This window comes from Aquamicrobium soli (assembly GCF_042646345.1).
GTDB lineage: Bacteria > Pseudomonadota > Alphaproteobacteria > Rhizobiales > Rhizobiaceae > Mesorhizobium > Mesorhizobium soli_A.
Genome location: NZ_JBHRTK010000006.1, coordinates 155,167 through 181,074, shown reverse-complemented (window position 1 = coordinate 181,074; position 25,908 = coordinate 155,167). Strand labels below are relative to the sequence as shown.

General features: G+C 64.8%; 29 protein-coding genes. 12 read left to right on the top strand and 17 right to left on the bottom strand.

The features are described from left to right. Nucleotides 1–257: 257 nt before the first annotated feature. The 5 genes from ACFOHJ_RS06100 (at nt 258) to ACFOHJ_RS06080 (ending at nt 3,055) form a co-directional block, all read left to right on the top strand. Complete coding sequence (locus ACFOHJ_RS06100; RefSeq protein WP_378219538.1) at nt 258–1,643, top strand: M20/M25/M40 family metallo-hydrolase; 1,386 nt, start codon at nt 258–260, stop codon at nt 1,641–1,643. Nucleotides 1,644–1,654: 11 nt separating this feature from the next. Then, on the top strand, nt 1,655–2,275 hold the full coding sequence (locus tag ACFOHJ_RS06095) for a ribonuclease D (protein WP_378219537.1): 621 nt from the start codon (nt 1,655–1,657) through the stop codon (nt 2,273–2,275). 50 nt (nt 2,276–2,325) lie between these two features. Next, nucleotides 2,326–2,529 (top strand): hypothetical protein, encoded by a 204-nt coding sequence (locus ACFOHJ_RS06090; protein ID WP_378219535.1) that lies wholly within the window; start codon nt 2,326–2,328, stop codon nt 2,527–2,529. Between the two features lie 90 nt (nt 2,530–2,619). Continuing rightward, nucleotides 2,620–2,874, top strand: coding sequence for a GlsB/YeaQ/YmgE family stress response membrane protein (locus ACFOHJ_RS06085; RefSeq protein ID WP_378219533.1), 255 nt, complete (start codon nt 2,620–2,622; stop codon nt 2,872–2,874). 34 nt (nt 2,875–2,908) lie between these two features. After that, entirely contained in the window at nt 2,909–3,055 is a 147-nt protein-coding gene (locus ACFOHJ_RS06080) for a hypothetical protein (protein WP_378219531.1), read from the top strand. A gap of 29 nt (nt 3,056–3,084) precedes the next feature. On the opposite strand, the gene ACFOHJ_RS06075 is transcribed toward ACFOHJ_RS06080, so the two are convergent. Next, entirely contained in the window at nt 3,085–3,393 is a 309-nt protein-coding gene (locus ACFOHJ_RS06075; protein ID WP_378219529.1) for a DUF982 domain-containing protein, read from the bottom strand. 179 nt (nt 3,394–3,572) lie between these two features. Between ACFOHJ_RS06075 and ACFOHJ_RS06070 the strand changes: the two genes are divergently transcribed. Continuing rightward, nucleotides 3,573–3,776, top strand: a complete 204-nt coding sequence (locus ACFOHJ_RS06070; protein WP_378219528.1) for a hypothetical protein — start codon at nt 3,573–3,575, stop codon at nt 3,774–3,776. A 73-nt stretch (nt 3,777–3,849) separates the two neighbouring features. Beyond that, entirely contained in the window at nt 3,850–4,005 is a 156-nt protein-coding gene (locus ACFOHJ_RS06065; RefSeq protein WP_378219526.1) for a hypothetical protein, read from the top strand. 185 nt (nt 4,006–4,190) lie between these two features. Here ACFOHJ_RS06065 and ACFOHJ_RS06060 read toward each other — a convergent pair whose 3' ends face one another. From ACFOHJ_RS06060 to ACFOHJ_RS06040, 5 genes are all read right to left on the bottom strand, one after another. Then, on the bottom strand, nt 4,191–4,970 hold the full coding sequence (locus tag ACFOHJ_RS06060) for an amino acid ABC transporter ATP-binding protein (RefSeq protein ID WP_378219524.1): 780 nt from the start codon (nt 4,968–4,970) through the stop codon (nt 4,191–4,193). A 24-nt stretch (nt 4,971–4,994) separates the two neighbouring features. Continuing rightward, the gene (locus ACFOHJ_RS06055) at nt 4,995–5,684 is read right to left on the bottom strand and encodes an ABC transporter permease (RefSeq protein ID WP_378219522.1); all 690 of its coding nucleotides are present in this window, start codon (nt 5,682–5,684) and stop codon (nt 4,995–4,997) included. Next, the gene (locus ACFOHJ_RS06050; RefSeq protein ID WP_378219520.1) at nt 5,674–6,393 is read right to left on the bottom strand and encodes an ABC transporter permease; all 720 of its coding nucleotides are present in this window, start codon (nt 6,391–6,393) and stop codon (nt 5,674–5,676) included. The genes ACFOHJ_RS06055 and ACFOHJ_RS06050 overlap by 11 nt, the downstream gene beginning before the upstream one ends. Nucleotides 6,394–6,489: 96 nt before the next feature. Continuing rightward, a complete protein-coding gene (locus ACFOHJ_RS06045) occupies nt 6,490–7,284 on the bottom strand; it encodes a transporter substrate-binding domain-containing protein (RefSeq protein WP_378219518.1) in 795 nt (264 codons plus the stop codon). A 276-nt stretch (nt 7,285–7,560) separates the two neighbouring features. Further along, the gene (locus ACFOHJ_RS06040; protein WP_378219516.1) at nt 7,561–8,532 is read right to left on the bottom strand and encodes a LysR substrate-binding domain-containing protein; all 972 of its coding nucleotides are present in this window, start codon (nt 8,530–8,532) and stop codon (nt 7,561–7,563) included. A 137-nt stretch (nt 8,533–8,669) separates the two neighbouring features. Here ACFOHJ_RS06040 and ACFOHJ_RS06035 point away from each other — a divergent pair, with 137 nt between their 5' ends. Together ACFOHJ_RS06035 and ACFOHJ_RS06030 are read left to right on the top strand one after the other, a co-directional pair. Continuing rightward, nucleotides 8,670–9,452 (top strand): maleate cis-trans isomerase family protein, encoded by a 783-nt coding sequence (locus ACFOHJ_RS06035; protein ID WP_378219514.1) that lies wholly within the window; start codon nt 8,670–8,672, stop codon nt 9,450–9,452. A 39-nt stretch (nt 9,453–9,491) separates the two neighbouring features. Then, nucleotides 9,492–10,487, top strand: coding sequence for a 2-hydroxyacid dehydrogenase (locus ACFOHJ_RS06030; RefSeq protein ID WP_378219512.1), 996 nt, complete (start codon nt 9,492–9,494; stop codon nt 10,485–10,487). Nucleotides 10,488–10,531: 44 nt separating this feature from the next. On the opposite strand, the gene ACFOHJ_RS06025 is transcribed toward ACFOHJ_RS06030, so the two are convergent. The 6 genes from ACFOHJ_RS06025 to ACFOHJ_RS06000 all read right to left on the bottom strand — a co-directional run bounded on the left by ACFOHJ_RS06025 (nt 10,532) and on the right by ACFOHJ_RS06000 (nt 16,712). Then, on the bottom strand, nt 10,532–11,653 hold the full coding sequence (locus ACFOHJ_RS06025) for an ABC transporter ATP-binding protein (protein ID WP_378219510.1): 1,122 nt from the start codon (nt 11,651–11,653) through the stop codon (nt 10,532–10,534). 46 nt (nt 11,654–11,699) lie between these two features. Continuing rightward, a complete protein-coding gene (locus ACFOHJ_RS06020; RefSeq protein WP_378219508.1) occupies nt 11,700–12,491 on the bottom strand; it encodes an ABC transporter permease in 792 nt (263 codons plus the stop codon). Nucleotides 12,492–12,500: 9 nt separating this feature from the next. Continuing rightward, entirely contained in the window at nt 12,501–13,355 is an 855-nt protein-coding gene (locus ACFOHJ_RS06015) for an ABC transporter permease (protein ID WP_378219506.1), read from the bottom strand. A gap of 85 nt (nt 13,356–13,440) precedes the next feature. Next, a complete protein-coding gene (locus ACFOHJ_RS06010; RefSeq protein ID WP_378219504.1) occupies nt 13,441–14,457 on the bottom strand; it encodes an ABC transporter substrate-binding protein in 1,017 nt (338 codons plus the stop codon). 274 nt (nt 14,458–14,731) lie between these two features. Next, a complete protein-coding gene (locus ACFOHJ_RS06005) occupies nt 14,732–15,331 on the bottom strand; it encodes an SRPBCC family protein (protein WP_378219502.1) in 600 nt (199 codons plus the stop codon). A gap of 109 nt (nt 15,332–15,440) precedes the next feature. Beyond that, nucleotides 15,441–16,712 (bottom strand): ArgE/DapE family deacylase, encoded by a 1,272-nt coding sequence (locus tag ACFOHJ_RS06000; RefSeq protein WP_378219500.1) that lies wholly within the window; start codon nt 16,710–16,712, stop codon nt 15,441–15,443. 279 nt (nt 16,713–16,991) lie between these two features. On the opposite strand from ACFOHJ_RS06000, the gene ACFOHJ_RS05995 reads away from it, so the two are divergent. The 3 genes from ACFOHJ_RS05995 to ACFOHJ_RS05985 are packed head-to-tail and all read left to right on the top strand — an operon-like array spanning nt 16,992 to nt 20,694. Beyond that, nucleotides 16,992–17,861 (top strand): FAD binding domain-containing protein, encoded by an 870-nt coding sequence (locus tag ACFOHJ_RS05995; protein WP_378219498.1) that lies wholly within the window; start codon nt 16,992–16,994, stop codon nt 17,859–17,861. Next, entirely contained in the window at nt 17,858–18,349 is a 492-nt protein-coding gene (locus ACFOHJ_RS05990; RefSeq protein ID WP_378219497.1) for a (2Fe-2S)-binding protein, read from the top strand. Before ACFOHJ_RS05995 ends, ACFOHJ_RS05990 begins: the two co-directional genes overlap by 4 nt. Before the next feature lie 2 nt (nt 18,350–18,351). Beyond that, nucleotides 18,352–20,694, top strand: coding sequence for a xanthine dehydrogenase family protein molybdopterin-binding subunit (locus tag ACFOHJ_RS05985; protein ID WP_378219495.1), 2,343 nt, complete (start codon nt 18,352–18,354; stop codon nt 20,692–20,694). Nucleotides 20,695–20,879: 185 nt separating this feature from the next. On the opposite strand, the gene ACFOHJ_RS05980 is transcribed toward ACFOHJ_RS05985, so the two are convergent. The 5 genes from ACFOHJ_RS05980 to ACFOHJ_RS05960 form a co-directional block, all read right to left on the bottom strand. Next, nucleotides 20,880–22,070 (bottom strand): diaminopropionate ammonia-lyase, encoded by a 1,191-nt coding sequence (locus ACFOHJ_RS05980; RefSeq protein WP_378219493.1) that lies wholly within the window; start codon nt 22,068–22,070, stop codon nt 20,880–20,882. Nucleotides 22,071–22,215: 145 nt separating this feature from the next. Next, a complete protein-coding gene (locus ACFOHJ_RS05975; RefSeq protein WP_378218886.1) occupies nt 22,216–22,899 on the bottom strand; it encodes a GntR family transcriptional regulator in 684 nt (227 codons plus the stop codon). Nucleotides 22,900–22,996: 97 nt separating this feature from the next. After that, nucleotides 22,997–23,329: a cupin domain-containing protein gene (locus ACFOHJ_RS05970; protein WP_378219491.1), complete on the bottom strand. Its 333-nt coding sequence runs from the start codon at nt 23,327–23,329 to the stop codon at nt 22,997–22,999. A 25-nt stretch (nt 23,330–23,354) separates the two neighbouring features. Then, nucleotides 23,355–24,995, bottom strand: coding sequence for a thiamine pyrophosphate-binding protein (locus ACFOHJ_RS05965; protein WP_378219489.1), 1,641 nt, complete (start codon nt 24,993–24,995; stop codon nt 23,355–23,357). A gap of 28 nt (nt 24,996–25,023) precedes the next feature. Next, a complete protein-coding gene (locus tag ACFOHJ_RS05960; protein WP_378219487.1) occupies nt 25,024–25,812 on the bottom strand; it encodes an SDR family oxidoreductase in 789 nt (262 codons plus the stop codon). Between the last annotated feature and the right edge of the window lie 96 nt (nt 25,813–25,908).

The following is a 25,908-nucleotide window of genomic DNA, read 5'->3' as shown; positions in this document are numbered from 1 at the left end:
CTTGAATTGCCACCTTCCGGATCACAAATAGGGGGCATCGGCAATTTTCGCCGAGTCCGGAGCAAGGCCCGTCCCCCGCCTATCCCGGACAAAGCGGCAGCCTATCCCCCTCTCCGGGCTGCCGCGCCGTTTAAAGCGCCGCCGTGGTTCCCCTCCGCCACGGCGGCATTTTTTTGCGCCGCTGGCCCATCCGGCCGGGCTTTTCGATCGCCCTCCAGCGCTTTAGGGTGCTGCGCAGAATCGAAAGGCCTCGAAAAATGTCCGCAATTTCTCCCGTCCTCGACCACCTCGACCAACAACTCGATCATAGCCTGCAACGGCTGTTCGAACTGCTCAGGCTGAAATCGATCTCGACCGATCCGGCGTTTGCCGCCGAATGCCGCAAGGGGGCCGAGTGGCTGGTCGCCGACCTCAAGTCCATCGGCTTCGATGCCAGCGTGCGCGCCACCCCCGGCCATCCGATGGTCGTGGCTCACCATGACGGGCCGGCGGGCGCGCCGCATGTGCTGTTTTACGGCCATTACGACGTGCAGCCGGTCGATCCGCTCGACCTGTGGGAGAGCGATCCGTTCTCGCCAGCGCTGAAGGAAGTCGCGCCGAGGCACAAGGTGATCACCGGGCGCGGGTCTGCCGACGACAAGGGCCAGCTGATGACCTTCGTCGAAGCCTGCCGTGCCTGGAAGGCGGTGCATGGCAGCCTGCCGTGCCGCATCACCATCCTGTTCGAGGGGGAGGAGGAATCAGGCTCGCCCTCGCTGAAGCCGTTTCTCGAGGCCAACGCCGAGGAACTGAAGGCCGATTTCGCGCTGGTGTGCGATACCGACATGTGGGACCGCGACACGCCCTCCATCTGCACCTCGCTGCGCGGGCTGGTCGGCGAAGAGGTCGTCGTCACGGCCGCCAATCGCGACCTGCATTCGGGCATGTATGGCGGGCCGGCGGCGAACCCGATCCGCATTCTCGCCCGCATCCTTGCCGACGTCCATGACGAAAACGGCCGCGTCACCATTCCCGGTTTCTACGACGGGGTGGAGGAAACGCCCTCGCAGGTGCTGCAGTCCTGGGAAACGCTCGGCCAGACGGCGGAAAATTTTCTCGGCCCGATCGGCCTGTCGCAGCCGGCCGGCGAGAAGGGCCGCTCGGTTACCGAGATGGTGTGGGCGCGCCCGACGGCGGAATTCAACGGCATTTCCGGCGGCTACGAGGGCAAGGGCTTCAAGACGGTGATCGCGGCGGAGGCCATGGCCAAGGTCTCGTTCCGCCTCGTCCACAAGCAGGACCCGGACAAGATCCGCGCCGCGTTCCGCAAATTCGTCGAGGGGCGGCTGCCGGCCGACTGCTCGGTGGCGTTCCATCCGCATGGCGGTTCGCCGGCGATCCAGCTTTCCTACGATTCCCCGTTCGTCGCCAAGGCGAAGTCAGCGCTGTCAGAAGAATGGCCCAAGCCGGCGGTGCTTACGGGCAGCGGCGGTTCCATCCCGGTCGTCGGCGACTTCCAGACCTATCTCGGCATGGAATCCTTGCTCGTCGGCTTCGGGCTTGCCGACGACCGTATCCATTCCCCCAACGAAAAATATGAACTGTCGTCCTTCCACAAGGGGCAGCGCTCGTGGGCGCGCATCCTGGACGCCCTGACCCGCTGAAAGATCTTTTCATGACGACGATCCGTTTTCACAAGAACGACCTGCCCGACCTCACGCATTACGACGTCGATGCGGTTGCCATCGACACCGAGACGCTGGGCCTCAACCCGCACCGCGACCGGCTCTGCGTGGTGCAGATATCGCCGGGCGACGGCACCGCAGACGTGATCCAGATCGCGCCCGGCCAGAAGCGGGCGCCGAACCTCGTCACCCTGCTCAAGAGCCGCCGGGTGACGAAGCTGTTCCATTTCGGACGCTTCGATATCGCCGTGCTCTACCACACCTTCGGCGTCATGGCCGAACCGGTGTTCTGCACCAAGATCGCCTCGCGGCTGACCCGCACCTATACCGACCGCCACGGGCTGAAGGACATCTGCAACGAACTCCTGGGCATCAGCATTTCCAAGCAGCAGCAGTCCTCCGACTGGGCCGCGGAAGTGCTGTCGCCGGAACAGCTCGAATATGCGGCTTCCGATGTGCTCTACCTGCACCGGCTTCGCGACGTGCTGGCTGGGCGACTGGCGCGCGAGGGGCGCACGAAGGAGGCCGAGGCCTGCTTCCGGTTTTTGCCGACTCGTGCCAAACTCGACCTGATGGGATGGGCGGAGACCGATATTTTCGCGCATAGCTAGCCGGAACAAAAACGGCTGGCATGCGTTACAGGCAGCAGTGAGGGGACAGCATGCCAGCCAGACAACCCATTTCCACCGCGCCCAAGGACGGCTCCCGCATCACGGTCTTCTGGACCGACAGCGACGGCGTCGCCAACGAGTCCATTGCCCGCTGGGACAAGGAGGACGGCGCCTGGTGGACCTACACGGACAGCAACACCCAGAAGAAGATCGAGCCGACCGCCTGGCGGCCCTCTTCCGCTGACGAGGACTGATGCTGCCGGATCGCGACCTTTTCCGATCTCGACGTTTCAACCACGGCCCGGACGGGGACTAGCCGCGGGCCAGCAAAACCGGAGGAGAAAATGGGTATCGAAAGTCTGATCATCTTCCTGATCATCGGCGCGATTGCCGGCTGGCTGGCCGGGCTGATCGTGCAGGGCTTCGGCTTCGGCCTGATCGGCAACATCATCGTCGGCATCGTCGGCGCGGTGATCGCCGGCTGGCTGCTGCCACGCATCGGGCTCGCTTTCGGCGGCGGAATCCTTGCGGCGATCATTCATGCCGTCATCGGCGCGGTGATCCTGCTGTTGATCATCCGGCTCGTGAAGCGAGCGTGACGTTTCGGTTACTCAACGACGAGAGGGCGCGCCTTTGAACAGGAATACGCTTTACATGGTCATCGGCGCGCTCGCCGTCGTGGTCGTCGTGCTTGGCGTCTACATCTACCAGCAGCAAACGAAGCGCGAAGGCATCGAACTGAAATTCGACGACAACGGCATCTCGATCCAGAAAAACTGAAGCCTTCGCTTTAGTTTCGGTCCGTCAGGCTAGCGGACGGCGGTCTTTGCCGCGGTTTCTTCGCTGGCCAGATGGGCTGCGGCGGTCAGGCGGTCCTCGACCAGAAGCCCGGTGATGCGGGCAAAGCCGGAGAAGGAGCGCCGCGCTTCCTCTGCCGTCATCTGCGCGGCCATGGCGGCGGCGCAGCAGTTAAGGGCGCAGCGATAAACCGGCCCGCGCCGGCCGACCGGCCATTCGCGCAGGAACGCCATCGCTTCCGCCACGCTGTCGATCTCCTCGACGGGATGGCCCTTGCCACGGGAAACACGCACCGTCGAAAGAAATTGCAATCTATCCATAGGTTCCTCCCGTGCGACTGAATTCAGGCTGTTAACCATCCTTAACGGTCGTCTACGACTTTAGTTCCATAAAAGCGGCGGTACCAAGGCCGCATCAACTAATGGGCCAGGCATGGCGTTTGGGAGCGGATTTGCTAGAGTGTGTGCGGCTGGGGCGGCCTCATTGATCGAGGGTTCGGTTGACAAAGTCGGTTGAGGTGACGCTGGTCATCACGGTTTCCGTCGACGAACAATATTCCGGCGCCGACCACGCGAGGGACATCGTTTCGACGGCCGTGAAGACGTTTCCCGCCTCCGACGTTCGGGTCCTGGCGATCTCGATCGCCAGCGACCGCGACCTGGTGGAAGGCAGGACGCCGCGGATCGACGACCTGGCGGGGTGACCGGCAGGCTGATTGCGGGAATGGCCGGAATGAGCTATCCGAGCGGCAATCGCAAGATCATCCGAGGTGTCCGATGAAAGACCATCACGACGAGTACATCTACACCCGCGATCACAGGACCCCGGCGGAACGGCGAGCCGCCAACCGCGAGGCGCTTATCGGCTGGATCTCGCTGATCACCTTCACCACGGCGACATTCGTCCTGGCCAATATTTTCCTGGTGAAGTGATCGCGTGGAGCCCCGGCCGCCTGGAGCGGGCGGGCAGTCAAGGCTTTGGAGCGGGGATAAGTGAAAATGCCCGGCTTCACGTCGGCGACAGTGGCAATCCGTCATTCCGGGACCGCGTAGCGGAACTCGGAATCACGTGAGCGAGCAAGGCCCGCCGCCTGCTATAGGAACTGATCGGCTACAGGCTACAGAACCTGGTCCAGGAACGCCTTGAGGCGAGGGCTGTCCGGGTTGCCGAAGAACTGGGCGGTTGGTGCGTTCTCCACGATCTCGCCGCGCTCCATGAATACGCAGCGGTGGGCGACCCGCCGGGCAAAGCCGATCTCGTGCGTCACGCAGATCATGGTGATGCCGGTGGCCGCGAGCTTCTCCATGATACGCAGCACCGAGCCGACCGATTCCGGGTCGAGCGCCGAGGTCGGCTCGTCGAAAAGCATGATGCGCGGCTTCAGGCAGAGCGCGCGGGCGATGGCGACGCGCTGTTGCTGCCCGCCGGACAGTTCGCCCGGATATTTTGCCGCCTGGTCCAGCACGTTGACCTGTTGCAGGTGCTCGCGCGCGACCTCTTCCGCCTCGGCCTGCGGCATGCGCAGCGCCTGCCGCAGGGCGAAAGTGCAGTTCGCGAGCACCGTCATATGCGGGAACAGGTTGAAGTTCTGGAACACCATGCCGAGGCTGCGGCGCACCTCCATGACCCGCGCGGGCTTGCCGGTGAGTTCCAGCCCGTTGACGTGGATGGTGCCGGAATTGTGCTGCTCGAGATGGTTGATGCAGCGGATGAGGCTGGACTTGCCCGAGCCCGAGGGGCCGCAGATGATGACGATCTCGCCATTGGCGACATCGAGGTCGATGTCCTTCAGGGCGTGGAAGGCACCGTAATGCTTGTTCAGGCCGCGTACCGAAACCGCCATCTGCATATCGGGTTGCGCGGTTGGCGGGGCTGCCGTGGCTTGGGTGGCTGGCATGGTCTGATCCTTGGTGGAACGTCGTTATTTCAACGCGAGATGCCGGTTCAGGCGGCTGTCGGCGACGTTGAAGGCGTAACGCATGGCGTTGATGATGACCCAATAGATGCCGGCGGCGGTCACCAGCGGCGTGAACGGGTCGTAGGTGTAGTCGAACACGGTGTTGGCCGCGGCGGTAAGATCGACCAGGGTGATGGCGCTGACCGCCGAGGTGCTTTTCACCATGATCAGCAGTTCGTTCTGATAGGCGCGCAGGGCGTAGCGCGCCGCCATGGGTAGGCGCAGCTTGAACAGGATCTGCATGCGGCCGAGGCCGAGTGCCTGCGCCGCCTCGATGGTGCCGGGCGGCACCGCCGCTAGCCCGCCCCGGACGATTTCTCCCATATAGCCGGAATGGGTGAGCGTCAGCCCGACCCAGGCGCAGAAATAGGCGTTGGAAAACAGGGTCCAGAGCGCGGTGTTGCGGATGACGGAAAACTGCGGCAGACCGCTGTAGATGAGGTAAAGCAGCACGATGCTGGGCACGCCGCGGAAGAAGACGATGTAGGCGGCGGCCAGCAGCGAGCCCGGGCCCCGCTCCAGCCGGGCAAGGGCTACGGGGATCGATATCAGCAGGCCGAGCACCAGCACCGGCAGCAACACGATAAAGGTGGTCAGCGTTCCTTGAAGAAGCGTCGGCAGGCTTTCCCAGGCAAGGGCGATGTCATAGTGCACGGGCGGTCTCCTCCCGGGCGGGGGCCGCGCGGCGCAAGCCGCGCCCTGTCCAGCCTTCGATCCGTTGCGTGACGAGGTAGGTGAGGCCGGTCATCAGCAGGAAGAACGCGGCCGCGAGGATGAAGTAGATGAACGGTTCCTTGGTGACGCCGGAAGCCAGCCGCGCATAGGTCATGATTTCCTTGAGCCCGATCAGCGAGATCAGGGCGGTGTCCTTGAGCACGACGATCCACATGTTGCTCAGCGCCGGCAGTGCGAGGCGAAGCACCTGCGGCAGGATGACGAAGAACCAGGCGGTCGGGCGAGGGATGAGCAGGACGTTGGCGGCCTCGAACTGGCCGGGCGGCACGTTATGGATGGCGCTGCGGACGATGTCGGCGATATAGGCGCCGTAGACGAGGCCAAGCGCCACCACGGCCGCCGCGAAGGGGTTGACCTCGATATTGACCCGCATGCCGACAACGGAAAACAGGCTCGCCAGCATGCCGGAGCCGGCGTAGTAGAACAGGAAAGCGACCAGCAGCGAAGGCACGCCGGTGAAGATCGAGGCGTAGACCTGCCAGATCGCATTGACGATGGGGCGCCGCCGTACCGTGGCGAGCGCAAACAGGGTGCCGACCAGCAGTGCCAGCAGGTACGAGAGGACAGCGACCTCTATCGTAACCATGGCCCCGAGGCCGAGCTGTTCGACAAATCCCAGCAAGGGCATGACAAGCGTGCTCCGGGCGTGCTTCGGTGACGGCGAGCCATCCGCCGTCGAGGGAGACAGGAAGGCCGCGGCGTGGTGCGCCGCGGCCGCTGAGAATTACTTGCAGGCTTCTTCTTCAGGCAGGAGCCCCACATCCATGAACTGCTTGCGCAGCTTGGTGAAGGTGCAGTCCGCGATGATGGTGTCGAGCGCCTTGTTCATGCGATCGATCAACTCGGCGCTGTCCTTGCGCGCGATCCAGCTCGACCCCTGTTCGCCGCCGCCGGTCCACAAATCGCCGCCGGCGAACTTCCAGTCCTTGCCGGCCGGCTTGGACAGGAACTCGTTCGTCCAGCTGATCTTCGGCCCGAGGCTCATGTCGAGGCGACCGCTGGCCAGGTCGAGACGGATCTGGTCGGGATTGTCGTACGGGATGATCTCGACCGCGTCGCCGAACGTTTCCTGCACGTATTTCGCCTGCGCCGAGCTGCGCTGCAGGCCGATGCGAACACCCTTCAGCCCTTCCTTGGTGAAGGTGTACTCCTTGTCCTTGGGGATGACGTAGGAGTCCGGGTTGAACAGGATCGGGCGGCCGAAAAGAACCTTGGCCTTGCGTTCCGGAAGCGGTTTGGTCTGGGTTGCAACCGCGTCGAGCTTGTTCTGAAGCAGGGCCGGGATCAGGGCCTTGAAGTCCATGACCACGATCTCGCATTCGACGTTCATGCGCTTGCACATTTCGCGTGCCAGTTCCGGCTCGAAGCCCGTCAGGGTTCCGTCCGGCGAAACCATGCTGAACGGAGGATAGCTGCCCTCGTTGCCCAGAATGAGTTTTTCGGCACTTGCCGGCATGATGCTCGCGACCGCGAAGACGGATGCGGCCACTGCGCCGAGCCAATTCAATCTACGTTTCATGCTCTTCTCCTCCAACAGAAAAACGGATCGCGGCTGTTCCGGTGATTTTCAATCAATTTGCCGGCTAATTTACTGGATGCGGGCCAGTAAGTGATTGATTCCAAACCCTCTCTCATGGCTGTCTGTTGCAATCGTCGTGGGCCGACATCGGCTGTAACGAGCACCAGATTTCACCGGTTTTCAGTCCGATCGAGGCACAGGGTATGCGCAGAACTCTCGAGATGTCTACAAAAAAAATATGATTGCATACAATATCGGGTTGGAGGAGTGCCGGACTTAGGGGTTCGAGCCGGCGCGGCCGTCGCTTTCGGCGGGGAGGGAATCGGCCGCAGAATTGGCTCCGAAAAGCCCTCCCGGTGTGAAGGATTCGGCCAGGAAGGAGGCGAATAATTCCGCGGCCGGCCGCATCTTTTGCCGGCGAAGGCTGAGCGCCACCACCTGCACCGGCGCCACCTGTTCGGCGATCGATAGCGCGACGATGCGGCCGCCGTCGTAGTTCAGGCCGTGGCGCGGCAGGACGTTGTGGATGGTGTAGCCGCGGCCGTGACCGATGAGGTTGCGGATCAGTTCGGGCGAGCGGGAGCGGTAGGCGATGTGCGGCTCGATGCCGTGGGTGAGGAACAGGTTGAGGAAATAGTTCCGCGAAATCGGCAGGTCGAGCAGGATGAACGGATCGCCGCCGATGTCGTGGATGCTGATCCGCCGGCGCCCGGCCAGCCGGTGTTCAGGCGAGACGAGCACATAGGGGGGCAGTTCCGTCAGGCGCTGCGCCTTGATGTCGTCGGGCACGGCGTAGGCATAGGCCAGCGCCAGTTCGAGGCGTCCGCTCACCAGCCCGTCGAGGATTTCCTGCTGGTTGCCTTCCTGCAGGTTGACGGTGATTCCGGGCGCGCGCCGGGCGAATTCGGCCAGGAGCCCCGGCATGAACCGGGTCGCGAGGGTGACGAAACTGCCGACAGTAATCTCGCCCGTCACGGTGGCGCCCAGCGTCTCGGCGTTGCGGGCGAAGTCGCGGGCGTGGTTGAGCAGGATGCGGGCCTCGTTGACGAAGCGCTGCCCGGCGGCAGTGGTGGTCATGCCGCGCGCATGGTGGCGCACGAACAGAGCGACCCCGAGCCTGGCCTCGATCTGGGCGATGGCGGCGGAAACGGACGGCTGGGAGCTGTTGACCAATTGCGCGCCGCCGTTGACGCTGCCCGCCTCCGCCGTCGCGACGACGTATTGCAGGGCGCGGAAGGAAAATTGCATCGGATTTCCCAATCTAGATGAGCAAGTAAAACTATTTTATCGATGCATGAGGCTGCGGCATGATGCAAGCGGGGTAGGCCGAGATCGGTGCGCTTGAACGCGGACATGCCGGCCCGGAATACGAGAGGAACTTCGCCATGACGAATGCAGAACGAGTCCAGGCCGGGCAGCGGCCGGTTTTCCACTATGACGGCAACGGCTCGTTGGCCAGGGTCGGCCTGATCTTCATGGCGTCGAGCGTAGTGATGGAATCCGAAATGTGGGCGATGGCGGCCGAAGGCGTGTCCGTCCACACCACGCGCATCAAGCTTCCCAAGGTCACGCTCGAAGGGATCGAGCAGATGATGAACGCGCCGCAACTCGAGGAGGCCGCGCGCCTGCTCGGTTCGGCGCCGATCGACGTGCTGTGCTTCGGCGGCACCAGCGCCTCGTTCCTGCACGGCACCGCCTATGACAAGGCGCTGACGAAGAAGCTCGTCTCCTGGGCGCCGGGCAAGAAGATCACCACCGCGTCGACCGCCAGCCTGGCGGCGCTGGCGCAGGTGAAAGCCGGGCCGGTGGCGCTGGCCACCCCCTATATCGACGAGATCCACCAGCGCGCCATCCGCTTCCTGGAGGAGAACGGCCACAAGGTGCTTCGCTCGCAAAACCTCGGCATCAACACCGACGTCGAACTGGCGGAGGTCTCGCTGGACCGGGTCTACGACCTGTGCTGCGCGGTGGACCATCCGGAAGCGACCGCCATTTTCGTCAGCTGCACCAATTTCCGCACCGCCGGCGCCATCGAGGCGCTGGAAACCGCGCTCGGCAAGCCGGTCGTTTCCGCCATCCAGGCGTCGTTCTGGCACAGCCTGACGCTTGCCGGCGTCAAGGGAGCGAAGCCCGGTTTCGGCAGCCTGATGCGCGACGTGACCGCCTGACGGTCACGGGCGAAGCGTAGCGGTTTGGAGGAAATGGCAGTGACGGCACAGGCAACTAGATCGGTTCCGGCAGCAGGCTCGGCTGAAGCGGACGATGCGGCGAAGCGCTACGGCGCGGTATTGTTCTTCAGCGATTTCGACGACCCGGTCACCTGGGGCGACGCGCTCAAGGCGAACATCCCGGGCCTCGATTTCCGTGTCTATCCGGATGTCGGCGATCCGGCCGATATCCGGCATGTGCTGGCCTGGAAGCCTGCTCCGGGGTTCTTCAAGCCATTCACCAATATCGCGCAGGTCATCAATCTCGGCGCCGGCATCGATTCCCTGGTCGGCCGCGACGACCTGCCGGAGGTGCCGATCTCGCGCCTGTCGGACCCGGGCATGATCGCGCTGATGCGCAGCTATGTCCTGTTTTCGGTGATCCGGTACGCCCGCAACATTCCCGAGTTCGAGCAGGCCAAGCGCCGCCGCGAATGGCACTATATTCACCCGCGCCCGCTGCACCAGATCAAGGTCGGCGTGCTCGGCCTCGGCCATCTCGGTAGCGCGGTGGCGGCGGGACTGGCGGCGGCCGGCTTCGACGTGCGTGGCTGGGATATCGCCGCCAAGACGATCGAGGGCGTGCGCACCTATACCGGGCCTGAACGGGATGCGTTCCTTTCGGAGGTCGAAATCCTCGTCAACATGATGCCGCATACGCCGCAGACGGAGAAGCTCATCGACAAGGCGGTGTTCGATGCGCTGCCGCGCGGGGCCAAGTTCGTCAACGCCTCGCGCGGACCGGTGGTCGACGAGCCGGCGCTGGTCGAGGCGCTGCGCTCCGGCCAGATCGGCGGGGCCACGCTCGACGTGTTCTGGGTCGAGCCGCTGCCGTCGGACCATCCGTTCTGGGACATGGAAAACGTGCTGATCACGCCGCACCTGGCCAGCATCACCGTTCCGGAGGCGGCGGCGCGCGACGTTGCCGAAAGCATTCGCCGGGTCAGCGCCGGCGGGGAACCGCTCCACCGCGCCGATACAAGGCGCGGCTACTGAAGACCGGTTCGAAGTAGGAAGGGAAGGGGGGCTCCGGCGCGAAGTTACTTCGCGCCGGACGCCTTCAGGACCACTGCGTTTTCAAGCGAGATCCGGACATCGATCGGCGAGCCTGCCGGCTTCTGGTCGATGATGTGGCCGCCGCCGACGCGCATGTCGAGCAGGCCGAGGCCGGGGGTCTCGATGCGGGTGACGGTATGCGTGCCCTGATAGATATGGGAAACCACCTTGGCCTTGACGACATTGCCGGGACCGCCTTGCACACCGGCGACATCGATGCTTTCCGGCCGCACGAAGATGCTGACGTCGCTGTTGTCGTCGAGGTGGGCATGGTCGCCTTCGGCTTCGAGGGTGACCCCTTCCTGGAAGGCGAACGCGACCGCCTGGCCGCTGCGCTTCAGCCGCGCCACCGGAAGCTGGTTGATCTCGCCGATGAAGGAAGCAACGAAGCTGTTGACGGGACGGCTGTAGAGCTCCAGCGGCTTGGAAATCTGCTGGATCTCGCCCTTGCTCATCACCACGATGCGGTCGGACATGCTGAGCGCCTCGCCCTGGTCGTGGGTGACGAAGACGGTGGTCAGGCCGGTCTTGCGATGCAGGTCCTTCAGTTCGAACTGCATCTGGGTGCGCAGGTTCTTGTCGAGCGCCGAGAGCGGCTCGTCGAGCAGCAGCACCTTGGGGCCGAAGACGATGGCGCGCGCCAGCGCCACGCGCTGCTGCTGGCCGCCGGACAGTTGCTTGACCCGGCGCCCGCCCATGCCCGAAAGCTTGACCATGTCGAGGGCGGCTTCCGCCTCGCGGGCGATCTTCTGCTTGTCCACCTTGCGCATGCGCAGGCCGAAGGCGACGTTGTCGAAGACGGTCATGTGCGGGAACAGCGCATAGTTCTGGAACACCATGCCGGTGTCGCGCAGGTGCGGCGGCACGTTGGTGACGTCGTGGCCGTCGATGCTGATGGTGCCGGCGGTCGGCGCCTCGAAGCCGGCGATCATGTTGAGCAGCGTTGTCTTGCCGCAGCCGCTGGGGCCGAGCAGGGTGAGGAACTCGCCGCGCCGGATCGGCAGCGACACCTGCTTGACGGCGACCACCGCTCCGTAATTCTTGGCGACATTGGCGATGTCGACCGCGATATCGCCCTGCTGCCCGGTTGCCGGTTGAGTGCTCATGTTTTCTCCCTAAAGGTCTTGCGCCGAAGCGATCTTTCTAGCGGGGTTAGTGCGATTCGATTGCCAGCACGCGCTTGAGGCCCAGTGTCCGGTCGACGATGAACATGCCTAGCGTCGTGGAGATGATAAGCAGGGCCGAGATCGCGGCGATCGTCGGATCGGTGTATTCGCGCACATAGGTGTACATGGCCACCGGCAGCGTCTGCGTGGCGTAGCTGGTCACGAACAGCGAGGCGGTGAATTCGGTGAAAGAAAGGATCGCGGCAATGATCCAGCCGCCGACGATGCCCGGAGTCAGCAGCGGCAGCGTGATGCGCAGGAGCACCGTCACCGGCGAGGCGCCGAGGTTGGCGGCCGAGCGCTCCAGCGTGCGGTCGACGTTGACCAGGCTGACATAGACGCTGCGGGTGACGAACGGCAGCACCAGCACGATGTGGGTGATGATGACGATGGTGTAGCCGTTGTTGATGCCGATGCCCGCGCCGACGAGCAGGAAGCCGAACCCGGTGGTGAAGCGCGGGATGATGAGCGGGGCGGCGAGCAGGAACTCCAGCAGGCGCCGGCCGCGGAAATTGTAGCGGTGGGTGACGTAGGCCGCCGCCACGCCGATCACCGAAGCGATGGTCGAGGCGAACAGGGTGACGACCATGCCGTTATAGAAGGAGTCCCGGAAATCCTGGTAGGTGAACGCGCGGGCGTACCAGTGGAGCGAGAATCCCTTCGGCGGGAAGGCCAGCGTCTCGGTCGGGTTGACCGAACTCATGATCACCACGACCGCCGGAACGGTGAGGAAGACGAGAATAACGGTTATCAGCGTCCAGAAAAGGAACTTTCCCATCACATCCTCCTATTGTTCGGCGACGCGGCGTTCGAGCCGCGTCACGAAGGGCTGAACGAGCGCCAGGCTGCCGACCGCGACGATGAAGGCGACGGCGCTGAGGACGGCGGCGATCGGGAAGTTGAACGACGACAGTCCCTGCAGGTAGACGAGGTTGGAGATCATCAGCACCTTGCCGCCGCCGATCAGCTGGGGCGTGGCGAAGGCGCTCATCGTCCAGGCGAAGATGACGACCGTGCTGGCGACGATGCCGGCCATGGTCAGGGGCACGGTGACGCGCCAGAAAACGGTCAGCGGGGCAGCACCCAGATTGGCCGCCGCCTTTTCGAAGTCGCGGTTGACGTGGCTGACGGCGGTGGCGAGCATGATGATCATCACCGGCATCGAGAAGTGCACCAGCGCGACGATGACGCCGAACTTCGTGTACATGAACTGTACCGGCCGGCTTACGATGCCGAGCGCCATCAGCGTCGAGTTGATGAAGCCGTCGGAGCCGAGAACCAGCATCCAGGCGTAGGTGCGCACGATCTCGCCGGTAAACAGCGGGGTGATGGAGAGGATGACCAGCAGGGTGCGTACCCATTCCGACTGCGTGCGCACCAGCGCGTAGGCAACCGGGTAGCTGAGCAGCAGGCAGAACACCGCGGTCAGGAAGCTGATGAGCAGCGTATCGAGGATGACCAGGAAATAGACCGGCCGGCCGATGCTGTAGAAATTGTCGAGCGTGAAGCCGCCGGTTTCAAGCGAACCGGGGACGAACTCGCGGAAGCTGTACTGGAAAACGGCGGCCAGCGACATGACCACGGCAACTGCCACGAGCATGCAGGGCACTATGAAGAACCACCATATCCGACGATCGTTCATCGCAGTCTCCAGCGGGTGTACGGGGTAGAGGGAAAATTCCGCCGCTCCCGGTTGCGGGAGCGGCGGCCAGTCAAGTCGAAAACCGTCAGCGGGTCATGTTCTCGGTGAACCAGGACTTCCACTCGGGAAGCAGCTTGGCGCGGGTTTCGTCGTCCACGAGGATCTGCTTCTGCAGTTCATCCACCGAGGTGAAGATGCCGGGCATGGCGGCGAGCTCGGCGCTGACATGGGCCTTGGAATTCATCGGCGAGCACTTGTAGATGCCGCACAGCTTCTCCTGCACCTGCGGGTCGAGGGCCGTGTTGATGAATTCATACGCGGCGTCCGTCATCTTGGTGCCGGCGCTGATGCCGACCGCGTCGATGCCGACCACGCCGCCTTCTTCAGGGATGACCAGCTTGATCGGAATGCCCTGGCTCATCTGGTGGTAGGCGTTGATCGAAAGCAGGACCTGCACCGGGGTTTCGCCGGTCTTCATCAGTTCCTGCGAGGTCGCGTCGGACTGGTAGAAGGCCTTGATGTTCGGCTTCAGCTTCTCGAGCATCGGAATGCCTTCCTTCCAGTCCTTCACATCGGCGCCGGACAGCTTGGCGGCGGCGATGATGATATGGCTGGGATCGAAGTCGGGCAGGCCGAGCTTGTCCTTGAGCTGGTCGCTCCACAGGTCCTTCCAGCTCGTGATCTTGTAGTCGGCCGGCATCAGGTCGGTGCGATAGGCCGGCGCGTAGACATAGGAATAGAGGCCGATCGTGTAGGGGCTGCGCTGCGCAACCGGATAGGCATCCTTCAGGTTGGGGATCTTCGAGGTGTCGAGCTTCTCGAAGAGATTGTCGGACGAATAGAGATAGGCCACGTGGCTGGTGGTCAGCGTGACGTCGGCCTCGGGCGCGCCGGCCGAAAGCTTGGCCTTGGTCAGGCGGTCCATGGTGCCGCCGGTGATGAACTGCACCTCGATGCCGGTGCGCTTGGTGAATTCGGTTGCGATCGCTTCCTGCGCGCCATCGCGCCAGTTTCCACCCCAGATGCTGACGACCAGCTTGTCCTGAGCGGAGGCGATGCCCGTTCCGGCCAACAATATGGCGGCGGCGAGCAGACCTTTCATGCGAATTGCCATCATTTCCTCCCTGGTTTGAACTTCGTCCGGAACCCGGCTTCCATCCTGGCCGACGGTTCCGACCGGGCCGGCACGTATGCTTCCCAGTACGGGACCGTACCTTTCGCCAATTCTGTATTCAAGTCAATACGCAATGCATACCATTATTAGTAGATTGCATACGTAACTGGATTCCCACAGCGACCAGACCGGAGGAGGCCTCATCTCGGCAATGGAAGCAACCCGTCCGGTATGCCCATGTCGGCAAACCGCGTGGGATCGCTCAGGCACGCCCCACGAGTGCCGCCACCTTTCGACGCAGGATCGCCATGACCAGACCGAGCGCGTTGAGTTCGCGGGCCTTGCGCGGAACCTCGATCCTTGCCGGGGCGCCGGCTTCCTGCGCCGGCTCTGCCGCTTGCCGGCTTTCGGCGTTCATCTGCGTTTCCAGGTTGGCCGCGAAGTCGCGGCAGATCTGCTCGGCGACGGCGTCGACGATGCCGCCCCGGGCGAATTGCGCCAGCGAGCCGGCAAGCGTGTAGTCGACGACGACCGACACCCTGGTGGCTGCGCCGCTCGCCGCTTCCTCGAGCATGTAGACGATCTCGCCCTTGGCGCGCGAGCCGTGGCTCTTGTCCATGCCGGTGCCGACGATCTTGCCGCGGTAGTTCCCTTCGTCGGCCTCGATGTCGACGGCGCCGGTGAACTCGGCGCGCACCGGGCCAAGCTTGACCGTCATGCGGCCGTCGGCATGGTTTGCCGAAGGCACGCCCATCAGCGACGCACCCGGCAGGCACTCGGCCATGCGCGGCAGGTCCTGGAACTGAGCCCAGACGGTCGAGCGCGGATGGTTGACGCTGAAGGCCTGCTTTATCTGGGGCACGGATCACTCCCGATCTTCATTCGACAAGGGGCGGCGACAGGGGGGCGGCAACAGGTGCCGGCCACCGCGCGACGGCCCGGCGGGGCCGTGCGCGGAGCAGGTGCCGGCGTTATTCTGCCGGCTCGCACCAGTCATGGATGCAGAGCGCCATCACCTTGATGGCGGTCAGGTAGTCCTCGATCGACACATATTCGTCGTTGGCGTGCATCACCGCCGTCGAGCCGGGGCCGAAGATGACGGTCGGCGTCGCCGCGTACTGGTTGAGGAAGCGCGTATCGGCCGCGCCCTGCCGGCCGCTGATGATCGGATCGCGGCCCGTCAGTTCCTTGTAGGTGTTCGACAGGGTGGTGACGATGGGATGATCGGTGGGGATTTCCGACGCCTGAGCGTCGTAGCCGACGAAGCGGACCACCGGCGGATGATCCTTCATCCACGGGTCCTTGCTGGCGACCTCGGCGATCTTGTCCACCAGGCTCTGCTTGACGCCCTCGTGGTCCTCGCCCGGGACGGTGCCGATCGAGCCCTTGAGCACCGCGCTGGCGGGGAAGGCGCTGGGATAGTTGCCGGCCTGGAACGAACCGATGATGCAGGGCAGGGAGTCGATCGCGCTCGGGTAGAGCGGATGCCGGACAGTGGCAACGCGGTGGTCCTCCAACTCCTGCACGGCCTTGACGATCTTGTTGCCGAGGTCGATGGCGCTGATGCCGAGATAACGCTGCTGGATGCCGGCCGGCTTGCCCTCGACATCGATCTGGAACCAGATGCGGCCGATGCAGGCGGGCTGCACGTGCAGGTCGCTGGTTTCGCCGGAGATGCCGGCGTCGGCCTTGTAGCCGCGGATGACGGTGTCGAGCGTGCCGTGGCCGCTCACTTCCTCGTCGATGACGACATTGATGTAGACGTCGCCCTTGAGGTCCACACCGGCTTCTTTCAGGAACTGCACGGCAAGGATGTGGGCGGCGACGCCGCTTTTCATGTCGCAGGAGCCGCGGCCGTAGATGCGGCCGTTCTCGATCTTGGCCGACCACGGATCGTCGCTCCAGCCTTCGCCGTTGCCGACCGGGATCACGTCGGTGTGGCCGTTGAGCAGGAGCGAGCGGCCGCCGCCCTTGCCCTTGCGCGTGCCGACGATGTTGGGCCGGCCCTCATAGCCGCGATCGACGGGGCGGTAGCCGGGATGCTTCTTCAGTTCCTCCCAGTCCGTCTCCCACATGTCGACGTCGAGGCCGATGCCTTTCATATAGTCGGCGACGAAAGCCTGGATAGCCGCTTCGTCCCCGGTAACGCTCGGGATCGCCACCATCTTGCGCAGAAGCTCGATGGCCTTGTCCTTGTTCTTGTCGATCGTATCGAGGACGGCTTGCCGGCTTGCGCTGCTCATAGGGGTCAACTCCATGCTGTCTGGTGGCTGGCACGCCTCGCCTCGTGCCTTGTCTGGGCCTTCCGCCTGCCGGGCAGATGCCGGACGTGCGTATCGGGAATGCTATTTACGATACGCATTATCCCCGAACTTGTCTACAATCTTTTTAGTATTGCATACAAGTCTGCGTTGCCCTAAGTTCCCTGCGCACAGACCGTCGACTGGCCCGGTTCGAATGACTATTGCGGTGGGCTGTGCTCCGGCGAGCGCATAGTTGTCGCCACCTGCCAGAGGAATGCAATGAGGCCCGCTTCTTTTGAATATCACAAGGCAGCCGATATCGAGGATGCCGTACGCCTGCTTGCCGAGTTCGGGGACGAGGGGCGGCCCATCGCCGGGGGGCAGAGCCTGGTGCCGATGATGAACCTGCGGCTGGCGCGTCCTGGCCATCTGGTGGACATCAACGCGCTGGCGCTGGACGAGATCGAATTCGACGGCGGTGTCATGCGCGTCGGCGCGCTGGTGCGGCATGAGCGCTATGCCGGCGATCCGCGCATAGCCGAGCATTTCCCGGCGCTGCTGGATGCCGTGCACTGGATCGGCCATCCCACCATCCGCCGGCACGGCTCGATCGGCGGCAGCCTTTCGCATGCCGATCCGACGGCGGAACTGCCGGCGGCCGCGGTTCTTTACGATGCCACGATGATCGTGCGCTCGCTGGAGGGGGAGCGGCGGATCGCCGCCGCCGATTTCTTCGAGAGCGCCTATGTCACCGCGCTGCAGCCCGGCGACCTGCTGGTCGCGGTGGAGTTTCCGGTTCCACCCGCCAATTCGACCGGCAGCTTCATGGAGATCGGGGAGCGGCGCGGCGATTTCGCCATCGCCTCCGTAGGCGCCGCGATCGAGTTCGAGGCCGGCGTCATCACCAAGGCGGCGATCGTCTGCTGCGGGGCCGACCTGGTCGCCATCCGCGCGCCGGACATCGAGGCTTTCCTCATCGGCAAGCCGCTCGATGCGCCGCCGGCGAAGGAGGCGGGAGCGATGTTTGCGGCCGAAGTCGAGCCGTCGAGCGACCACGTTGCCGGCGCCGAGTACAAGACGGCCCTGATCGGCGAGTTGACGCAGCGGGCCGTCGAAGCCGCCTGCGCAAGGGCATTGGAACGCAAATGACGAACATCACGCTTGAGGTAAACGGCACTACGAAAGTGCTGGAGGTCGAACCGCGCCGCCTGCTGGCGGACGTGCTGCGCCACGAGTTCGGGTTCTCCGGCGTGCATATCGGTTGCGCGCACGGCGCCTGCGGCTGCTGTACCGTCCATATCGACGGCGTTCCGCGGCTTTCGTGCCTGACCTTCGCGGTCCAGTGCGAAGGCAAGGCCATCCAGACGGTGGAGGGCCTGGGCGGCCCCAATGCCGAGCATGCCCTGCAGCAGGCCTTCAAGAGCGAGCACGGCCTGCAATGCGGCTACTGCACTCCCGGGTTCATCATGACGCTTGCCCCGTTCGTCGGCGAGATGGCGGCGCAGAAGCGCATGCCCGACGAAGACGAAATCCGGGAAGCGATGAGCGGCAATGTCTGTCGCTGCACCGGCTACCACGGCATCGTCGCAGCGGTTCGCAAGGCAATCGGCGACCAGCTTGCCGAAGGGGGTAAGTGACCATGGTTCAGGCTGAAAACCCGAGGCATATCGGCGCGCGGGTGCTGCGCTTCGAAGACGATCGCCTGCTTTCGGGCGCCGCGCGCTACCTCGACGACATCGTTCGGCCCAACATGCTGCATCTGTCGCTGGTGCGCGCGCAGGTGGCGCACGCCACCATCCTCGGCGTCGATTCCTCGGGGCTGGCGGATGTCGGTTTTCCGACCCAGGTATTCACCGCCGAGGATCTTGGCGGCCTCGCGATCAAGGCGCACCAGGACTATCCGCAGATGCAGTATTCCGAGCAGCCGGTCCTGGCCTCGGGCAAGATGCGTTTCGTCGGCGAGCCTGTCGTGGCGGTTCTGGCCGACGATCCCTACAAGGCCGAGGACGCGGCGGAACTGGTCTTCGTCGACTACGATCCGCTGCCGGTCGTCGGTACCATGGACCAGGCGCAGGATCCTTCGCTGCCGACCCTGTTCGACGGCTGGAAAAGCAACGTCATCGTCGAGCGCGAAATGAAGGGCGGTGACCTCGACAAGGCGCGTGCCGAAGCGGCGCATGTCATCCGCCGCACCTACAGCACCCAGCGCCAGGCCGGCGTGCCGATGGAATGCCGGGGCGTCGTGGCCGAATACAACCCGTCCGACCGTGTGCTGACGGTGTGGTCGTCCACGCAGTTTCCGCATATCGTGCGCACCTGCCTTTCCGAGGTTCTCGGCTGGCCAGAATCGCGCCTGCGCGTCATCGCGCCGGATGTCGGCGGCGGCTTCGGCGTCAAGGGCCAGGTCTATGTCGAGGAAGTGCTGGTAGCGTGGCTGGCCGTAAAGACCGGGCGTCCGGTCAAATGGGTCGAGGACCGCCGCGAACACCTGATGGCGAGCATCCATGCCCGCGACCATCTTCATGTGCTCGAAGCCTATGTATCGGCGGACGGACGCCTGCTCGGCCTCACGGCCGACGTCACCGTGGATAACGGCGCCTATTCGACCTATCCGTTCAGCTCGGCCGGCGAGCCGGGCATGGTCGGCAAGGTGCTGCCCGGTCCCTACGACTTCCAGGCCTATCACGCCGTCTATCGGGCGGTTGCCACCAACAAATGCTCGATCGGCACCTATCGCGGCGTCGCCCGGCCATCGGCGGTGTTCTCGCAGGAACGGCTGATGGACGACATCGCCGAGGAACTCGGCCTAGATCCGATCGAGTTCCGGCTGAAGAACATCATCCGCAAGTTCCCCTACAAGAACGTGCTCGGCTTCAGCTACGACGAGGGCTCCTACGCCGAGTCGCTGGAAAAGATGCGCGACCTTCTGGCGGCGGACCGTGCCGAGGCCGAGGCTTCGAAGAATTCGAAGACCAGGCGCGTGGGCGTGGGCATCGCCTGCTTCATCGAGCAGACGGCGCATGGAACGCCCGACTTCATCCGCCGCCGCGTTCCCATCGAGACCGGCTATATCGCGGCCCGCGTCGAGATGGAGCCGGACGGGCAGGCGATCGTCGACCTCGGCATGCAGAACCACGGCCAGGGCCTCGAGACGACGATGGCGCAGGTGGCCGCCGATGCGCTCGGCATCGAGCCCAAGGACGTGTTCGTGCGCCATGGCGACACGCTGATGACGCCCTATTCGGTCGGCACCTGGGGCAGCCGCGGCGCGGCGCTGGGCGGCGGTGCGGTCCATACGGCCGCCACGCAACTGGCCGACAAGCTGCGCGCCATTGCCGCGCACCTGTTGCAGGCCAAGGCGGAAGACATCGTGCTCGGCGGCGGCAAGGCGAGCCTCAAGACCGACGCCGGCCGGTTCGTCGAGATCCGCCGGCTGGCGCGCATCGCCCTGCGCAATGCCGACCAGATGCCGGAGGGCATGGTGCCCGGTCTGGAAGCCTCCTTCAGCCAGGACGGGCCGGCGGACGGCACCTATTCCAACGCCGTGCATGCCGCCGTGGTCGAGATCGACGTGCCGACCGGCAAGATGAAACTGCGCCGTTTCGTGGTGGTCGAGGATTGCGGCGTCGTGCTCAACCCGATGATCGCCGACGGCCAGGTTCGTGGCGGCGTCGTGCAGGGCATCGGCTCGGCCATGCTGGAGCATTTCGTCTATGACGCCGAGTGCCAGCCGCTGACCACCAGCTTCGCCGACTACCTGATGCCGCAGGCACCGGAAATCCCCAGCATCGAGGTCCACCACATCGTCACGCCGACGCCGCTGACGCCGCTGGGCGCCAAGGGCATGGGCGAGGGGGGCGCCATCGGTCCCGCCGCGGCCATCGCCAACGCGGTTTCGGATGCGCTCGACGTGCAGGTCACGTCGACCCCGCTCAACGGCAATGCGATCTGGAAGCTTTCGGCCGGCCTGCGCGACGCGTAGCCATCCCAGCCGACAAATGCGAATAGGGCGGTTCTGCTTTCGCTAAGCAGAGCCGCCCTATCTCTTTGTCAAAGCTGAATTTTTCGGGAACAGCCCGCATCACGCTTCCGACTGGAACTGACTTAAGAAAAAGGCTGCGCCGCCTTCCGGCAACGCAGCCTTTCTGATGTCCCTTCCGGGGCGGCTCAGTGCGCGGCGAAGGCCGCCGTGCCGTCCTTCAGCAGTCGCTCGTAGAGCTCGGGATCGGTCGCGCCTTCCGTGCCGATCAGCAACACCCGCGATTTCTCGTCCAGCCCGAGCTTGTCGCGCATCGCCGGGTCGGCAACCGCCGTAAGCAGGCCGGCGAGGCCGGCGGCACCGGATTCGCCGATCCGCAGCGCCGGATCGCCGGCGACCGGCCGGGCGAGGCGTCTAAGCGCTTCCACCGCCTGTTCGTCATCGACGTCGAGATAGAAGTCCGCGCTCTTTTCCAGGATGTCCCAGGCCACCAGCGAAGGCTCGTAGCATTCGAGCATGGCCATCACCGTGGCATCGCCCGCATCCATGGCGAGACGGCGGTTGGCCTCGGCGCTGCGTTGCAGGCAGTTTGCGCGCGTCGGCTCGACGACGATGGCGCGGGGCCGCTGGGCGCCGAACCGGTCGAGCAGATGGCCGGCGACGACGGCGGCCAGGCCGCCGACACCGCCCTGCACGAAGACATGGGTATAGGGGGCGGCGGACTGCTGGACGATCTCGTCCATCATGATCGCATAGCCCTGCATGACCATGCCGGGGATCTCGGTATAGCCCTCGGACGAGAAGTCGGAGACGACGGTCCAGCCCTCGGCCTTGCCGGTGGCGCTCGCTTCGGCGACCGACTGGTCGTAATTGCCGTCGGTGCGGCGGATTTCCGCGCCGAAGGCGGCGATGGCGGCCTCGCGGCCGGCCGAAACGCCGCTGTGCAGGAAGATCACGCAGCGGCAGCCGAACATCTGCGCGCCCGCCGCGACGGAGCGGCCATGATTGCCGTCGGTGGCGCAGCATACCGTCATGCCGCGCGCCAGCGCCTTGACTTCGTCGCCGAGCAGCTCGGCCGGCTGCACGTCGCGGCCGAGCTTTTCGCGCGCATGTTCGAGCACCAGCCGCGCCACGGCATAGGCGCCGCCGAGAGCCTTGAAGCTGAACAGCCCGTAGCGCTGGCCCTCGTCCTTGACGGCGATGCCGGCGAGGCCGAGCGACTGCGCCAGCCCCGGCAGTTCGACGAGCGGCGTTTCCTTGTAGATCGGAAACGCCGGCAGGTAGCGCCGCACTTCCGCGGGCGCTGCCTTGCCGGCGATCCCGGCCTCGCTCGCGCTGAGCGCCTGATCATGGTTGGCGGACCTGTTTTCGACCAGCATTGTCCTGTCTCCTTTTCGTTCGCGGGATGGCCGATCGCGGCAATCCATTTCGTTCAAGCAGGCGCACGCCATCGCCGCAGCAGACCGTGCGGAAATCGGTGCCGTTATTCGGTTTCGGTCCTTCGGGGCGCGAGCCCGCTCCGGGTCAGGCCTCGCCGCTCTGTGCCTTGAGGGCGAGGACGACGTCGGCGGCGGAACCGGCCAGCAGGTCGACATGCTCGCGCATCAGCCGGTGGGCCTTCTCCTCGTCGCCGGCCTCGATGGCGGCGACGATGCCGGCGTGCTCCTGCACGGACTTGTGCATCAGCCGCGGCCCGGTGATGTGGCGGCGGTAGACGTTGACCCGGTTGCGCAGCTTGCGCGCCTCCTGGTGCAGGAACTCGTTCTTCGAGCCGAGGAAGATCGCCTCGTGCAGCAGGTTGTTGGCGGCGAAGAAGCCCTCGTAGTCGCGGCCCTCGGCCAGCGCCGTGCATTCCTCGTGGCGGCGCCGCATGACCTCGATCTCCTCCGCCGACATGCGCCGGGCGCTGAGGCGGGCCGAAAGCCCCTCGAACTCCGCCATCACCTGGAACATCTCGATCAGCTCGGTGGTCGTCAGCCGCCGCACCGCCGCGCCCTGGTTCTTGCGGATCTCGACCAGGCCGCTTGAGGCCAGGTGGCGCAGCGCCTCTCGCACCGGCGTGCGCGAGACCTCGAAGCGGCGGGCCAGCGACTGCTCGTCCAGCCGGTCGCCGGGCTTGAGCTTGCTGTCGAGGATGTCGCCTTCAAGAATGCGGATCAGGCTGTCGGACGAGAGCCTGGTTTCCTTTTCTTCCGCGATGGCTTCCACGACGACACTCCGGTTTTCACGGGCGGGACTTTGAAAGCTTCGATCAACCATCGGCTTGCCGCCGATGTGGCTGTTCGAGCTTCGGGCACGCCCCGTTCTACTGCTTCACGGTGATGACGAGATAGACGCTCTCTTCCTCACCCTCGTTGATCGTATAGTGCGGGTCGCGCGGCTCGAAAAGCACCGCCTGACCCGCCGACAGCTTAAATCGCTCCTTTCCGGTGTCGAAAGTCATTTCCCCGCTGATCATGTAGAAAACCTGCGACCAGTCGTCGTGATGGTGCAGTTCGCCGCCGCCGCCTTTCGGCGCCCTCGAGACCTGCACGGAGAAATTGCTGCCGGCGAACGGAACGACGTCGAGCACGGTCAGGCCGCCAAAGTGATTGGGAGGGGTGATTCCGGCGGCAGCGCCGTTCTTCCAGATCTTCATCGGGTCGTCCTCGTTGTCTCGATTTTCAGGAGATGTAGGCCATGTAGGGGCTGATGACGCTGCGCACCGGCACCTGCACGATGGCCGGCTTGCCGGCGGCGATCGCCGCCTTGATCGCATCGCCGATCGACTGCGGATCGCGGCACAGATAGCCGTTGCCGCCGAGCCCTTCGGCGACCTTGGTCCAGTCGCGCCGCGGCAGGTCCATCTGGTAGGTTTCGCCAAAGCTCTGCTGCTGGGGCAGCGAGATGGCGCCCCACTTCTGGTCGTCGAGCACGACGATGATGAAGGCGCGACCATAACGCTCGGCGGTATCGAGTTCCGAGACGTGGAAGCCGACGCCGCCATCGCCGACGAAGACGATTACCGGCGCCTGCGGATCGGCGAAGCTCGCGCCCGCGCCGTAAGGGACTTCCGCGCCCAGCGATCCCGACTGGCCGGCGCGCAGGTAGCGGCCGGGGGCGGTGAATTTCAGCCTTGCGTCTGCCCAGAAGTCGACATTGCCGTGGGAGGAGACGAAGATCGTGTTGCCGGGCGCAGCATCGGTGACCGCGTCGACCGCGACGATCGGGTGGATGCCGGAATTGTCGCCATCGCCGCGCTGGGCGTTCCATTCCGTCGCCCAGTCGGCGAGGACGGAGGAGACCCAGGCGCTGTCCGGCTGCATCGCCGGCGCTTCGGCGAGAACGTCGAAGAAGGCCGACGGCCCGGCCGCGATGGCGAGGTCGGCGCGGTGGTTGCGGTGCAGCAGTTCGGTATCGGAAGCGACCTGGACGACCCTGGTGTCGGGGCCGAGCGTCTCGCCGAATTCCAGGTCGAACTCGAAATGGTGGCCGACCAGGAAGATGCAGTCGGCTTCGGCCAGCGCCCGGCGCAGGGTCGCGTTGCAGGCGGTGTAGCCGGGGCCGGCGAAACGCTCCTGCGTCTCGTCGATGATGCCGCGCGCCAGGCGCAGCGTCGAGAAAGGCAGGCCGTGCTTGTCAACGGCTTCCTGGATGCGGCTGGAGCGGTCCCAGAACGTCTCGTCGCCGAGCAGCAGCAGGGGCCGTTTGGCCGTCTTGCACAGCGCGCGCAGGGCTTCGCCGTCGGCGGCGGAAACACCGGGTCGGGCCGGGGCGGGCGGGGCCGGCAGCGAGGCAACGGCCGAGGCGTTGTCGACCGCGCTGGACAGGATGTCGGTCGGCACTTCGAGGAAGACGGGGCCGGGGCGGCCCGCCCACATCTTGCGCCAGGCCATGTCGAGATATTCGGTGAGCCGGTTGGCGTCGATGCAGCGCGCGGCCCATTTGGTCACGCCCTGCATCAGCGGCAGGACCTCGTAGGACATGCCCGCGCCCTTCTCGAAGGTGCGCGTGCCCGAATGGGCGCCGATGATGATCATCGGCGTTCCGGCCATGGTCGCCACCAGCGAGGGGGTGACCGCGTTGGTGACGCCGGGTCCGAGCGTCACCACCGCGGCACCCGCCTTGCCGGTGACACGGGAAGCGGATTCGGCCATGAAGCAGGCTGCGGCTTCGTGGCGAGCGTGGATGAGGGGCAGGCCCTGTTTCGTGCAGGCCCGGTAGATCGAGTTGATCGGTCCGCCGGAGACGGAAAAGACGTTTTCCACTCCAGCCGCCTTGAGCCACGCGACGATCGAGGCGCCACCATCCATCTGAACTGTCATTTCAATCTCCGCTGGAATTTTCCGGCGCTTAGTATGCGCGCGACTTGCCGCCATCGAGCGAGATGGCCGTACCTGTGATGAAGCCGCCGCGATCGGAGGCCAGCGTTGCCACGATGGCTCCGAAATCGCGCGGATCGCCGAACTTGCGCGCCGGAACCTCGTCAAGCCACACCGCCTCGGCGTCCGAGCGCGAGAGCCCGTCGCGTTCCATGCTGGCGACGATCAGGTCTTCCATGCGGTCGGTGGCGAACGGGCCGGGGCACAGGCAGTTCACCATGATGTTTTCATGCGCGAACTCGATCGACAGCGACTTGGCGAGGCCGACGATGGCGAGCCGCAGCGAATCCGACAGCACCATGTTGGGCTGCACCATCTTCACGCCGACGGTAGTGACATACATGATGCGCCCGCCGCCCGCGGCCCGCATGTGCGGCAGCACGGCGCGGGAAAGGTCGACCAGCGGCAGCAGGATCTCGTTGATGCCGGCTTCCCAGGCTTCGCGCGAGACGTCGAGGAAGGGGCCGGAGGCGGGGCCGCCGGTATTGCCGAGGAAGATATCGAGCCCGCCCAGACGTTCGGCCACGGCGTCGACGGAAGGGCGCAACGTGTCGTGCCTGGCGAGGTCCATCTCGACGGCCATGGCATCCGGCGCGCCGACGGAACGCAGTTCCTGCACCAGTTCTTCCAGCGCGGCGACGCTGCGGCCGGCGACCGCCACCTTGGCGCCTTCGGCACCCAGCGCAAGCGCGGAAGCGCGACCAAGCCCACGTGACGCGGCCGTCACCAGAGCGCATTTTCCCTTCAGTCCGAGGTCCATGGACTCCCCCAGTTGATGACCATCTGTGTGTTCGACGCCTAACATTCTGCCGACATACTGTCAAATGATGTCGACAAATATTAGTTGATTGTATAC

Bases quoted from the DNA above. Each gene is read 5' to 3' on its own strand.
- ACFOHJ_RS05990 (WP_378219497.1), top strand. From the start codon at position 17,858: ATGACGAACATCACGCTTGAGGTAAACGGCACTACGAAAGTGCTGGAG.
- ACFOHJ_RS06050 (WP_378219520.1), bottom strand. From the start codon at position 6,393: ATGCCCTTGCTGGGATTTGTCGAACAGCTCGGCCTCGGGGCCATGGTT.
- ACFOHJ_RS06095 (WP_378219537.1), top strand. From the start codon at position 1,655: ATGACGACGATCCGTTTTCACAAGAACGACCTGCCCGACCTCACGCAT.
- ACFOHJ_RS06100 (WP_378219538.1), top strand. From the start codon at position 258: ATGTCCGCAATTTCTCCCGTCCTCGACCACCTCGACCAACAACTCGAT.
- ACFOHJ_RS06020 (WP_378219508.1), bottom strand. From the start codon at position 12,491: ATGGGAAAGTTCCTTTTCTGGACGCTGATAACCGTTATTCTCGTCTTC.
- ACFOHJ_RS06000 (WP_378219500.1), bottom strand. From the start codon at position 16,712: ATGAGCAGCGCAAGCCGGCAAGCCGTCCTCGATACGATCGACAAGAAC.
- ACFOHJ_RS06085 (WP_378219533.1), top strand. From the start codon at position 2,620: ATGGGTATCGAAAGTCTGATCATCTTCCTGATCATCGGCGCGATTGCC.
- ACFOHJ_RS06010 (WP_378219504.1), bottom strand. From the start codon at position 14,457: ATGAAAGGTCTGCTCGCCGCCGCCATATTGTTGGCCGGAACGGGCATC.
- ACFOHJ_RS05980 (WP_378219493.1), bottom strand. From the start codon at position 22,070: ATGCTGGTCGAAAACAGGTCCGCCAACCATGATCAGGCGCTCAGCGCG.
- ACFOHJ_RS06035 (WP_378219514.1), top strand. From the start codon at position 8,670: ATGACGAATGCAGAACGAGTCCAGGCCGGGCAGCGGCCGGTTTTCCAC.
- ACFOHJ_RS06060 (WP_378219524.1), bottom strand. From the start codon at position 4,970: ATGCCAGCCACCCAAGCCACGGCAGCCCCGCCAACCGCGCAACCCGAT.
- ACFOHJ_RS06045 (WP_378219518.1), bottom strand. From the start codon at position 7,284: ATGAAACGTAGATTGAATTGGCTCGGCGCAGTGGCCGCATCCGTCTTC.
- ACFOHJ_RS05985 (WP_378219495.1), top strand. From the start codon at position 18,352: ATGGTTCAGGCTGAAAACCCGAGGCATATCGGCGCGCGGGTGCTGCGC.
- ACFOHJ_RS06075 (WP_378219529.1), bottom strand. From the start codon at position 3,393: ATGGATAGATTGCAATTTCTTTCGACGGTGCGTGTTTCCCGTGGCAAG.
- ACFOHJ_RS05995 (WP_378219498.1), top strand. From the start codon at position 16,992: ATGAGGCCCGCTTCTTTTGAATATCACAAGGCAGCCGATATCGAGGAT.
- ACFOHJ_RS05960 (WP_378219487.1), bottom strand. From the start codon at position 25,812: ATGGACCTCGGACTGAAGGGAAAATGCGCTCTGGTGACGGCCGCGTCA.
- ACFOHJ_RS05965 (WP_378219489.1), bottom strand. From the start codon at position 24,995: ATGACAGTTCAGATGGATGGTGGCGCCTCGATCGTCGCGTGGCTCAAG.
- ACFOHJ_RS05970 (WP_378219491.1), bottom strand. From the start codon at position 23,329: ATGAAGATCTGGAAGAACGGCGCTGCCGCCGGAATCACCCCTCCCAAT.
- ACFOHJ_RS06065 (WP_378219526.1), top strand. From the start codon at position 3,850: ATGAAAGACCATCACGACGAGTACATCTACACCCGCGATCACAGGACC.
- ACFOHJ_RS06090 (WP_378219535.1), top strand. From the start codon at position 2,326: ATGCCAGCCAGACAACCCATTTCCACCGCGCCCAAGGACGGCTCCCGC.
- ACFOHJ_RS06025 (WP_378219510.1), bottom strand. From the start codon at position 11,653: ATGAGCACTCAACCGGCAACCGGGCAGCAGGGCGATATCGCGGTCGAC.
- ACFOHJ_RS06040 (WP_378219516.1), bottom strand. From the start codon at position 8,532: ATGCAATTTTCCTTCCGCGCCCTGCAATACGTCGTCGCGACGGCGGAG.
- ACFOHJ_RS06015 (WP_378219506.1), bottom strand. From the start codon at position 13,355: ATGAACGATCGTCGGATATGGTGGTTCTTCATAGTGCCCTGCATGCTC.